Origin of the sequence: Paenibacillus sp. RC334, from assembly GCF_030034735.1 — a bacterium.
In the GTDB taxonomy this organism is placed as follows: Bacteria; Bacillota; Bacilli; order Paenibacillales; family Paenibacillaceae; genus Paenibacillus; species Paenibacillus terrae_A.
The window spans coordinates 2,366,090-2,377,702 of the sequence record NZ_CP125370.1 but is presented as its reverse complement, the minus strand read 5'-3'; the positions used below and the strand labels follow the sequence as shown (position 1 = coordinate 2,377,702).

The following is an 11,613-nucleotide window of genomic DNA, read 5'->3' as shown; positions in this document are numbered from 1 at the left end:
TTGTATACAAACTCAACCGATCCAATAATTTCCAACAAAATAAGCCGATAACTTCAAAAAGCGCCTTGTTCTCCCTAAAGAGCAAGGCGCTTTTTGAGTTCCCCTCCCACGAAGAAACAACAAGAAGCCCCTCAGGCCTAGTTCATAGGCTTAAGGAGCTTCTTCCTCGCTACATTATCCGTTTTTCAACAGTCTGGCCGCTGAAAAGGCTGCGCCATGACGCAATTTCCGCTTTTCCAGCCGTTTGTGCAGCGAACGGTTATACAGAACTTGAATGACAAAATACGAGATAACCCCTAGCACCACACCGAAAATCGACATGCCAATCAGAATGTGCAGTCCTCCATGCAGCAAGTCTCTAAATACAGACCAATTGCCATGAAACAGCTCCATAAAGGAATGTTCATGGAGCCTGCCTCCCCGTACATGTACCGGGTAATGGGACGGATAAATCCAAGCTCCCAATTGCTTGGCGAACGGCATCAGCACAATCGGCAAAAAGGTCAGCTTACCTACAACGTTGCCCACAATTGCCGCAGGCAGCGAACCGCCGGACAACCGAACAACCGGGTAAAACACGAGATACACCAGTGAAGCCGTGGAGATGACAATCATCTCCAGAGCGAAGCCGATGGCAAAGCCCAGAGATATTTTCTTCACTCCACCCGGCGCACGCAACAGCTTGATGAAATTCAGACGAATCGCCCGCCATATATTTTGAAACACATTATATTTCTTCTTCGATTGTTTAGATTTGAGCCTGTTCGGATTGAGCTTTATCAATAGGAGGACTCCTTCAACAGTACAATTCAAGTTCAGGAATGAGGTTATACAGCTACCCATCCTTACTTATGTCTATACTGTCATTATAACCCTCAGCGTTCGAAAAGCAATGCCATTCCGCCTGTTTCGCCGTATTAGGACAAGATTCGCTTGTTGACATCGTTTTGGAGAGGTACAATGTTCCAAATATCGGCCGCGTACTGCTGAATTGTGCAATCACTGGAAAACTTGCCGGCATGTGCCATGTTTACAATAGCACGCCGCGTCCACTCAGACGGATTCCGGTACACCTGCTCGATATGCACCTGAGTATCTACATACGCCGCAAAATCCTTGAGCACAAAGTATTCGTCATTGTGATCAATCAAGGATTGATAAATAGCCTCAAATTCCCGTTCATGCCGCGTAAAAGGAGCATCATTCACCAGTTGATCCAGCACTTCACGCAGCCGTTCGTCGCTGTTGGCTGTTTTGCGCGCTGAATACTGCCCGTCCCGGTAATACGCCTCGATCTGATCCACCTTCATTCCGAAAATGAACATATTGGCATCGCCTACCATTTCATGCATTTCTACATTGGCTCCGTCCAGCGTACCCAGGGTGAGTGCACCATTCATCATAAATTTCATGTTTCCAGTGCCTGAAGCTTCCTTGCCTGCCGTGGAAATTTGCTCGCTGACATCAGCCGCAGGAATAATCAGCTCGGCCAGTGAAACCGAGTAATTTTCCAGAAAAACGACTTTCAGCTTGTCCCTGACATCCACATCCCGATTGATCGTGTCCGCTACGTTGTTAATGAGCTTAATCGTCTGCTTGGCAAGATAATAGCCGGGAGCAGCTTTAGCTCCAAAAATAAACGTACGCGGCACCACATCCAGGGAAGGATTATGTTTGAGCTGATTGTATACGTGCATCACATGCAAAATATTAAGCAGTTGCCGCTTATATCCATGCAGCCGTTTAACCTGTACATCAAAAATCGAGGACGTATCCAGTCGCACGCTCTGTTTAGCAAAAACCTGCTCGGCGAGCCTGACTTTATTATTTCGCTTAATCGCCTGTATCCGTTCCTTGAACGACTCGTCCCCGCTGTAACGAAGCAGGTCGATCAACTCGCGTGGACGAGTTCTCCAGCGTGTACCTATCGTTTCATCATACAAGCTTGCCAGCTCGGGATTCGCGTGCATGAGCCAGCGGCGATGGGCAATCCCATTCGTTTTATTGTTAAAACGGCCGGGGTACAGCTCGTGGAACGGCTTCATTTCCCGCTGCTTCAAAATTTGCGTGTGCAGCGCAGCCACCCCGTTGACGCTGTAGCTGCCGACAATCGCCAGATGGGCCATGCGAATTTGTTCACCATGAATAATTGCCATTTCGCCAATTTTAATGTCCTGACCCGGATAACGCTCCAGCAGCATGGCACAATAGCGCTTGTTAATTTCTTCAATGATCAAGGAAACACGTGGAAGCAGCTCCCGCACCATATTGACAGGCCATTGCTCCAGCGCCTCGCTCAATATCGTGTGATTCGTATATGAAACCGTCCGCGTTGTAATATCCCACGCTTCGTCCCAGCCCAAGCCCTTGACGTCCATCAAAATACGCATAAGCTCCGGTATTACGAGCGTCGGATGTGTATCATTAATATGCAGCGCTATTTTGTCAGGCAACTGGCTGTAGGGCAACCGAAGCTTCTCAAACGTCCGCAAAATACTTTGCAAGCCGGCCGAGCAGAGGAAATACTGCTGCTTCAAGCGAAGCAGCTTGCCCTCATAATTCGAATCGTCCGGGTACAGAAACGCCGAAATGGATTCTACCGAACGATTGTAGTCAAGAAAGCGGTAGTAACCGCCTTCGCCTCGAATCGGCCCTCGGACAGGATCAAGTGCCGATTCCGCACTCCAGATCCGCAGCGTATTCACCTGCGCATGTCCGTAGCCCACAAGCGGAATATCGTACGGAACTGCCCAGACCGTTTCGGCATCCTGCGTCTCGAATACAAGACGACCGTTCTCCTCCCGAGTTTCCACACGTCCCCAGAACTGAACCTCGACCTTCTTGTCGGGGCGGCGCTCCTCCCAGACGTTCCCTTTTTGCAGCCAGTAATCAGGCAGCTCCACCTGGTTTCCATCCACAATACGCTGCTCGAACAGGCCATACTTGTAACGGATGCCGCAGCCATGTCCTGCATAGCCAAGGGATGCCAGCGAATCCATGAAGCAAGCCGCCAGACGGCCGAGACCGCCATTGCCCAGCCCCGCGTCTGCCTCCTGTTCTTCAATCTTTTCCAGATCCCAGCCCAGCTCTCCCAGTGCCTGCCGGACCATATCCAGCACGCCCAAATTCAGCAAATTGCTGCCCAGCAGACGGCCTATCAAAAATTCCAGTGAAAAGTAATAGACCTGCTTCTCTTGTCCTTCTTTATAGGCTTGGTTCGTTTCCGCCCAATTTTTGCCGACTTGTTCGCGGATCATACCGCCCAAAACCTTGTATATGTCTTCCGCCTGAGCTTCCTGCATCGGCTTGCCCAGCCTTCCGACCAGTTGCTCTTGAAAAGCCTGCTTAAATGCTTCCTTATTGCTGAACAAAGGTGTGCCCTCCTGTTATTTCCGTTTTGAATGCTCAATTATATTTTTAAATCACGCTATTTTTGGCAATGACATAGGGTACTCTGGCGTTTCCAATCAGGGTACGATCCGGTGAAAGCTGCACATCCTTATCCAAAATCACATTTTCCACCACTGCGCCTTTACGGATGACACATTTTTGCATAATGATCGAGTTGCTTACGCGTGCACCTTCCTCCACCCGTACCCCGCGAAAAAGGATGCTGTTCTCAACCTTACCCCCAATCGTGCAGCCATTGGCAATAAGCGAATGATCCACCTCTGCGCTGTCTGTGTATCGGGTCGGAGCTTCATATTTGATTTTCGTATGCACCGGCTGGTTCTGGAACAGTGCTTGATACTGCTGCTGATCCAGCAGCTTCATGCTGTTTTTATAGTAACTCTCAATGGAATTAATCACGGCATGATAGCCTTTATAGGGATATGCATAAATGCGCAGACCGCTTGGATTTTTCTGAATGGCATCCCGAAAAAAATGGTTATCCTGATGAGCAATGCAATGCTTCACCTGATCAAGATAAAGATTTTTGTCCATTACGAAAATTTCCAGATAAATATTATGATGATCCTGCTCCTGATGAATGCCCGTCACCCGTCCGTCCTCATCAATCTCCAGCCGAACACAGGGAGCGTGCTCAGATTCGAGCTGATCTATTTGTTTGTACACAAGGGTGACGTCCGCGTTCTTCTCCCGATGGTAACGGTATACATCCTCAATATCAACCTTGTTGACATGCTGGGTTCCGGCGTGAACAATCGTCTGACCTGATGAGCGATGAAAAAAGTCCAGATTGTTGTGTACATGCTGCAAATCTCCAAGGGATGCATCCGTAGGATCATTCCAGTCTGGTGGCAAAATAAACAGTCCGCCCCGTCTGCGGTCCAAATCCCAAGGCCGACCTTCACCCAGATGATCCAGCAGCGATCGGTATTTGCGGCGGATGAACAGTGCAATATCATGCACCCCTGCATGCATCATATTAGATAAGGTAAAATCAATGAGCCGATATCGACTGGCAAAGGGTACTGCGGCCCCGCACCGGAAATAGGTCAATTCCTTCAACTGATCCAGTTCGTGATCCAGGTTGATGACTCCAATGAGTCGGCTCATAGCGGACACCGTCCTTATCCGGGTTATATTCGTGCATGAAGCTGGCTTTCCTGATCGAACAAAACAATTTCATTCGAGCTGCCCTCAGATCCGATGACCGCGTTGTCTTCAATAATGATGTTTTCGCTCACGATGGCCCGGTGAATGCGAACATTGCGACCAATTTTGACGTTTGGCATAATGACAGAATCGGTAATAACACTCCCTTCTCCTACCTCAACTCCGTAAAAAAGCACAGAATGCCTGACCTCTCCGTCCACCACGCAGCCTTCATTCACAATGCTGTTTTTCAGAATAGCCCGTTGGGTTATATACTGGGCCGGTTGATTAGGACTACGGGTATAGATGCGCCAGAAAGAGTCATTCAGATCCAGCGGCGGGTCCTGAGCCAACAGATCCATGTTGGACTCCCACAAGCTCTGAATGGTGCCTACATCCTTCCAGTACCCGGCAAACGGGTACGCATACAGCGACCGTCCATGCTGGAGCAGCAATGGAATGATATCCTTGCCAAAATCATGCGAGGATTCAGCATCGCTCGCGCTCTCCAGCAGATATCGGCGCAACACCTCCCATTTGAACAAATAAATGCCCATGGAGGCCAGCGTGCTTTTCGGCTGCTCCGGCTTCTCCTCAAAGTCGTATATTTTCAAATCATCATCGGCGTTCAGAATCCCGAATCTTTTGGCTTCCTGAATCGTGACGTCGATGACGGAAATGGTGCAATCTGCTCCCTTTTCCTTGTGATAGTCGAGCATGCGACTGTAATCCATTTTATAAATGTGATCTCCTGACAGAATGAGTACATGCTCCGGGTCGTACTGATCCAAAAAATGCAAATTCCGATAAATGGCATCCGCCGTACCTCGATACCAATTGTTCCCATTCTCCTTTTCGTGGGGAGGTAACACGAAAACTCCTCCATCCAGGCGATCCAAATCCCAGTCACTGCCTACACCGATATAGGAATGAAGCACCAGCGGTTCATATTGGGTCAGCACGCCTACAGTATCAATACCGGAATGAGTGCAATTGCTGAGGGGAAAATCAATGATGCGGTAGGTTCCTCCAAAAAATACAGCCGGTTTGGCAAGTGTACGGGTCAGTCCTTTGAGTCTTTTGCCTTGTCCGCCAGCGAGCAGCATGGCAACTACTTCCTTCTTTCTCATAACAAAGACCTCCCTGTCATGTGCATCTGAAGCCATTGCGGCAGGATACTTGATAATATCCATTAAACGTGAATAGGCAGTCGTAATCGTTTCATGGACGAAGGACGGGTAAGATTTGATGGAAAGGGTAAAATCATAGTTATGCGGAACGGGCGCAATGAAGCACTAAATCGTGAAATCCCGTTCATCATTTCACATTTTGGATGATTTTAAATCGTTAGCGTATGACAATATGAGCATAAGGAGGCATGAATCATGAAGAATAAAAAATGGGTCATAGCGGCATTGGGAATGGGTGTTGCGTATCTGATGAAAAATAAAGGGGCGCGCAATAAGGTATTGAACAAGGCGCAGACCCTGATCAACCGCGCGAGAACATCTACAAAATCGTAAAGCTTTAATCCAAGAAAAAGAAAGCCTCTCTGAATAGGCATTCAGGGAGGCTTTGCTCTGACTTCCTCTACGTCCACGAACACAATGCCCGTTCGAAGGAGTATTTGAAGATGGTCAGGCATTCTCCTGATGTTCTTCTACTTCCATAATATGTTCGACGGTAAAGGTTCGATGCATCCATTCAGAGGATCGGTAGGCGTGTAAAAGACCTGCTATACGAATTTGCTCTTTATCTACCTTTTTGAAGGTATGAGTTATTTCCACCTTTCCAGTAAAAGGGAAAAAGGAAAGGCCCACAGTCTGATCCGACAGCCACTCGGCACGGACTCGCCCACATTCATGGCGAACCGCCGGAAAGCTCAATCCGTTAGCAAACCATTCATAATCTGCAGCAGGTGTACCCGGCTCACGGCTGCACAGAAACAGACTCAATTCGTCGCAGAACAACATTCTGCGTACATCCGTCCGCACCTGATGGTCAAAGGTTACACCAAATGACATCTCCTGTTTGAGCCTGTGCCGACGCTGTTCCTCCGCCACCTGATAAGCACGCGTCACTTGCTTGTCCTGAGCATCCTTATGCTCGGTCCGTCCGACGAGCTCCTTGTACATCAGGCTGCACAGCAGTGCCGCGTAGGAATTCACTTGCTCGACTTCATCAATTCCGAGACGATAAAACACAAAACGTGGATTGAGTGGAAAATCAATAAACGTATAGGGGGCAGACACCTGATCATTCCAGAAAGGAGCGGCGTCCAACTCAATCCACCCCCGGTCATGTTCCCGTGCTGCATATACAAAATCCTGTTTATGCCGTCTATTCTTAAAAGCACTTTCTTCCCACTGTAAAGCCAACTCACCTGAAATATGGGCATGGTCATGCTGCGTCGTCATCATATAAGCTTGGTCCGTTTCATAAATAACCACATGCTCTCCCCTTCCGTCCGGCGATTCATCTGATTCGTGTAAAAACCTCTGTTTGAAGGCCATGGTTATACTTATTTTCATTATATCAGGATAAGGGTAAAAAGGCAGTGAAGTTTTCCGCCTCCTTACTTCTAATTACCCATGTGCTTCCTCACTCGAAACTGCTGTGGCGTCATCCCTTCCGTCTAATCCTGCTGTTCATGAGTAGTACCGATTTTTTTTGATTTTGGTGTCTAAAGTACAGGTGCAGCATTTTTTTACAATCTATTGATTTACGAAAAAGACTATCCAATGGTACGATAAGACCACATGTTATTCCAAACATTACCTATACATCTAGATCAGGAGGATTAAGAAAAATGGATGAATTAGTTCGTTCGATTCAAAAACAGATTCGCATTAAAAGAGTTGCCTGCTGGGCGGGGATCATCCTGTGCGGGCTGTGCGCCTTAATTGGCATAGCTGCTCAAGAGTGGCTCATGGCCCTCATTACAGTTGGAGCTACTATTTTATGTATCTATAGCTTAATGCTTATGCGCGGGATGACGAAATTTTCTGTGGAATATCAACCGGGAAAACGCTTCCGCTACTATCGTCGTACCGTTCAGCAAAAGTTGGGTTATATCACCTGGGTGCAATGCTTGCTAGGAGCTTTTATTGCCCTGAATTTCACCGTGCTTAGCGGCGGGATGGTCCTTTTTGTCGTAGCCATCTTTGGTATTCTGACCCTTCAGTTCAGTATCAAGAAACGGATTAAAAATCATCAGGAGCCTGATGCCGCCGACTTGGCTGAGTTTGTACGTTTGGGGATCATCTCTCCCCATGAGCAGACGATTGGCGTGTATAAAGATTTTGTGCATCTTACCCATACGTTTCGGGGGAACCAAATTATGATCGTGACGGATAAACGCCTGATTTCCGTGTTTATAGAGGAACAGGGTCGTGCGTTGAAAACAGAAATGCTGCTCTCAAGCATAAATAAAGTACGTGCAATCGAAACGGGTTTTCAGGGTAAGGGATTATTGCTTTCGGTGAGCAACCGGGATCATAATGAGTTTCACATACATATGATCGGGCAAAGCATTTACTTTTCTCCAGAGCAGTTCGTCGGTTCTTTTCTACGGGCATTGGATGCGGCATTCAAAAGTGCTCCGTACCATTTGGAAGAAACATTCCCAGCCTACCAGCAGTTGAAAATTTCATTGCATCCATCAGAGCAGGGTGTTCTGCATAAGCCTACAACTGCTTAGTCTTCATATAACGACGCCAAATAGCAAGCAAGCCCGATTCCTAATGAGCTTACTTGCTATCTGGTATACTTTTACATCAAATATCTACTTGCTGGAGAACTTCTTTTCTGCTTACTTCTGTCCAATTAATGATTTGCTCCATGATAGAACACTGAAATGAGGTCATGACTTGTAACAAACACCAGCAAGCTAAACAGACTGAGCGACAGAGGCTGTGAAATCAATTTTTTCATCCTTTAACACTCCTTTTTAAAATAGTTATATATTGGTCTTGCTGTGTTGCCGTAGCTTGGGATCTGAAAATCTCAAAAATGGCGGTACACTTCCTGAACTCATGCTCATGTTCCATACCCAGGGTATCTGACAGCATGAGGGATTGCAGAATATAATCCAGCGCAACCGTGAACTGCTGCTGCTTGATGTAATAGAGAGACAGTTGATAGCAAAAGCGAAAATAATAAGACACATTCACAGGCTCTTCGAGATATTTGAAATCGTCAATTTGTTCAGCAAAGGGCTCAAGCACAACCTCTAAAGAATAGTCGTGCCTGGATGCCCCCTCCACAATGGAAAGAAGCCCCGGTAACAGTTCTTCCGGATTGTCCCGAAGGAATTGAACGTATTCTTGCAACACTTCGGAACATCCTGACAAAATATCAAGGGCATACAGATTGGCTTTGGCAGCATGGCGATAATATTCGATTTCCGCTTCCCCTTGAGGATCAAGACCATTAAACCAGCCCAATTCCGCATACTTTTCGATGCAATCTCGGGCTTCATCATATTTGCCCTGTTTCTGGAAGGCCATTCCTTTCATCAGATGACTGTATCCATAGTAATATACTAGTGGACGTTTGGTATGTATGGGTTGTACGGGTTTCTTGTGCGCTTTGTAGAACTGTAACTCCTGATACTTCTGGCTGGCACGCTCGTACAGATGATCACATAATGCAATCATATTGGCTCCGTCGTTAAACGAAAATGACAGCTTAATCATATTAACAAGTACATCTAAATCTGTTATGTCGGAGTGAACAAGATCATCCACCCTCCCCACCTCCTTGTCCGACTTTTCATATTCACGAAATAGAAAGTTCGCCAAACCAAAGAATTTCTGAATAACGATTATTAAATAACTTAATTACGTAATTATAACTTAATTAAGTTATAACATAAAACTAACTATGCCGCAAGCTTTTTATGAGAAAAAATCCCATTTACGCAGAGGTAAACGGGATTTACGGATTTGGTGAACTTCAATCGTTCAGTTGTTTTTCTCCAAATGAAGTAAAGGGAGTGCTCGCCCTGATCCGTCCAGTGCGGATCGACCTGTTTGTACAAAGCCATAATGTTTGTAAAAAGCGTGTGCATGTTCGTTTTGCTCATTAACGTCCACTTTGAGGCATTTGCCTTTTATTTTTTCAGCGTGCTGGATTAAACGGCTGCCTGTGCCCTGTCCGTGCCGCTTAGGGTCAACGAATAACATCTCTATTTTAATCCCGTCCAGTCCGATAAATCCTATTGGATCTTGGGTTTCGTTCCATTCCATCCAAATCTCAACTTCTCTTAGTGCACCATTTCGCACGATATGATGGTAAAATTGAATGTCTTCTTCCGTCAAAAATGTGTGAGTCTGACGTACAGCCCGATGCCAAATATCTACGAGCTGATCATGATTTTCTTCCCGATAAGCAACAATTTCATTCTGCACTGCATATCCCCCCGTACTCGTAAAATTTCATTAAGTTAACTTTTCCAGTAAGTCTAGCATACTTATTAAGAGGCAAACAAACACCAAAAGGGAGACGGAATTCTTCCGCCTCCCCATTCGTTGTAATCCTTTACAACGTAACACCGTTTTTAAAAATTGCCAGCTCTCTGAAATTGTTCTTCTCGTTGTTCACCCAGGTTCCGCTGGCTACATCGACAATGTAATCCACAAAGCTGCGGAGCGCATCCTCCATACTAACTTCCTCCACCAGTGAACCGGCGTTATAGTCGATCCAATGGGGCTTGGCCTTATACAGCGGCGAGTTGGTCGAAACCTTCATCGTCGGAACGAAGGAACCGAAAGGCGTACCACGTCCAGTTGTGAAAATAACGAGCTGGCAGCCCGCTGCTGCAAGCGCCGAAGAAGCAACCAGATCGTTCCCCGGTGCGCTGAGCAGGTTGAGTCCCTTGGTTTTGAGACGCTCCCCGTACTGAATGACATCGGTGACCGTGGAAGAGCCGGACTTTTGCGTACAGCCCAACGATTTATCCTCCAGTGTCGTGATGCCCCCTGCTTTGTTACCCGGTGATGGATTTTCGTATACCGGCTGCTTGTAATCCAGAAAATATTGCTTGAAATCGTTAATCAGATGCACGATTTTGTCGAATACTTCCTCGTCTGCCGCACGTTCCATGAGAATCGTCTCCGCACCGAACATTTCCGGCACCTCAGTGAGTACCGTCGTACCACCCTGCGCAGCCATATAATCCGACAGCCGACCGAGCAGCGGATTGGCGGTAATACCGGACAGGCCGTCAGAGCCGCCGCATTTTAGCCCGATATTCAGCTCAGCTAAAGGTACAGGCTCCCGCCGATCTTCCTGCACAGCCGCATAAATTTCATGAAGCAGCCGTACCCCTTCCTCCACTTCATCCGATACTTCCTGGGAAAGCAAAAACTTTACCCGTTCCGGGTCATATTCCCCAATAGCTTCCTTGAACTCCTTCATTTCATTGTTCTCGCAGCCTAAGCCAAGAACCAGCACGCCACCTGCATTGGAATGCTTAACCGCATCAATCAAAATCGTGCGCGTATATGCATGGTCGTCTCCCAACTGGGAACAACCATAATTATGCTTGAGCACAAGTGCATTTTCAAAAGGCGAAATATCGCCCGCTTCCTGCTTGAAGCGATTTAAAATAAGTTCGGCAATCCCGTTCACACAACCGACCGTTGGCACAATCCACAACTCATTGCGAATCCCCACGCGACCGTCCTTTCGTCGATAACCCTGAAAGGTACGACTCTCCTGTTCATATAAATGAGGCGCTGGCTTAGGCTTGTAAGTGTACTCCTCCACGCCCGTCAGATTCGTCTTCGTATTATGCGTATGCACATGCTGCCCTGCCTGAATGGGCTGAATGGCATGACCGATCGGATATCCGTATTTCAGCACATTTCCACCTTCAGGAATGTCCTGCAATGCAATTTTATGCCCACGTGCCACATCCTCAGCCAGCACTACGCGCTGTTCTCCATGTGCTCCCCACGCCAACGTCTCACCCTGCTTGTAATCACGCAAAGCGACAGCCACGTTATCTTGATCATGAATTTGAATGAATTCCAGCATTCCAGTCTCCTC

General features: G+C 47.1%; 10 protein-coding genes. 2 read left to right on the top strand and 8 right to left on the bottom strand.

Annotated elements, in window-relative coordinates; translation table 11 throughout:
• Window positions 1–174: 174 nt before the first annotated feature.
• The 4 genes from QMK20_RS11190 to QMK20_RS11175 form a co-directional block, all read right to left on the bottom strand.
• Entirely contained in the window at window positions 175–783 is a 609-nt protein-coding gene (locus QMK20_RS11190; RefSeq protein ID WP_283655755.1) for a DUF2062 domain-containing protein, read from the bottom strand.
• Window positions 784–917: 134 nt separating this feature from the next.
• Window positions 918–3,371 carry a glycogen/starch/alpha-glucan phosphorylase gene (locus QMK20_RS11185; RefSeq protein ID WP_283655754.1) on the bottom strand — a complete coding sequence of 818 codons (2,454 nt, stop codon included), beginning with the start codon at window positions 3,369–3,371 and terminating at the stop codon, window positions 918–920.
• 46 nt (window positions 3,372–3,417) lie between these two features.
• Window positions 3,418–4,521: a glucose-1-phosphate adenylyltransferase subunit GlgD gene (gene glgD / locus QMK20_RS11180; protein ID WP_283655753.1), complete on the bottom strand. Its 1,104-nt coding sequence runs from the start codon at window positions 4,519–4,521 to the stop codon at window positions 3,418–3,420.
• A gap of 23 nt (window positions 4,522–4,544) precedes the next feature.
• Window positions 4,545–5,690 (bottom strand): glucose-1-phosphate adenylyltransferase, encoded by a 1,146-nt coding sequence (locus QMK20_RS11175; RefSeq protein WP_283655752.1) that lies wholly within the window; start codon window positions 5,688–5,690, stop codon window positions 4,545–4,547.
• A 255-nt stretch (window positions 5,691–5,945) separates the two neighbouring features.
• On the opposite strand from QMK20_RS11175, the gene QMK20_RS11170 reads away from it, so the two are divergent.
• Complete coding sequence (locus tag QMK20_RS11170) at window positions 5,946–6,083, top strand: hypothetical protein (RefSeq protein ID WP_200893397.1); 138 nt, start codon at window positions 5,946–5,948, stop codon at window positions 6,081–6,083.
• A gap of 114 nt (window positions 6,084–6,197) precedes the next feature.
• Here QMK20_RS11170 and QMK20_RS11165 read toward each other — a convergent pair whose 3' ends face one another.
• On the bottom strand, window positions 6,198–7,010 hold the full coding sequence (locus QMK20_RS11165) for a DUF3891 family protein (RefSeq protein WP_283655751.1): 813 nt from the start codon (window positions 7,008–7,010) through the stop codon (window positions 6,198–6,200).
• 359 nt (window positions 7,011–7,369) lie between these two features.
• Here QMK20_RS11165 and QMK20_RS11160 point away from each other — a divergent pair, with 359 nt between their 5' ends.
• On the top strand, window positions 7,370–8,260 hold the full coding sequence (locus QMK20_RS11160) for a hypothetical protein (protein ID WP_283655750.1): 891 nt from the start codon (window positions 7,370–7,372) through the stop codon (window positions 8,258–8,260).
• A gap of 229 nt (window positions 8,261–8,489) precedes the next feature.
• Here QMK20_RS11160 and QMK20_RS11155 read toward each other — a convergent pair whose 3' ends face one another.
• The 3 genes from QMK20_RS11155 to QMK20_RS11145 form a co-directional block, all read right to left on the bottom strand.
• Window positions 8,490–9,308: a DNA-binding protein gene (locus tag QMK20_RS11155; protein WP_283655749.1), complete on the bottom strand. Its 819-nt coding sequence runs from the start codon at window positions 9,306–9,308 to the stop codon at window positions 8,490–8,492.
• A 216-nt stretch (window positions 9,309–9,524) separates the two neighbouring features.
• Entirely contained in the window at window positions 9,525–9,971 is a 447-nt protein-coding gene (locus QMK20_RS11150; RefSeq protein ID WP_283655748.1) for a GNAT family N-acetyltransferase, read from the bottom strand.
• Between the two features lie 130 nt (window positions 9,972–10,101).
• The gene (locus QMK20_RS11145) at window positions 10,102–11,601 is read right to left on the bottom strand and encodes a UxaA family hydrolase (protein WP_283655747.1); all 1,500 of its coding nucleotides are present in this window, start codon (window positions 11,599–11,601) and stop codon (window positions 10,102–10,104) included.
• Between the last annotated feature and the right edge of the window lie 12 nt (window positions 11,602–11,613).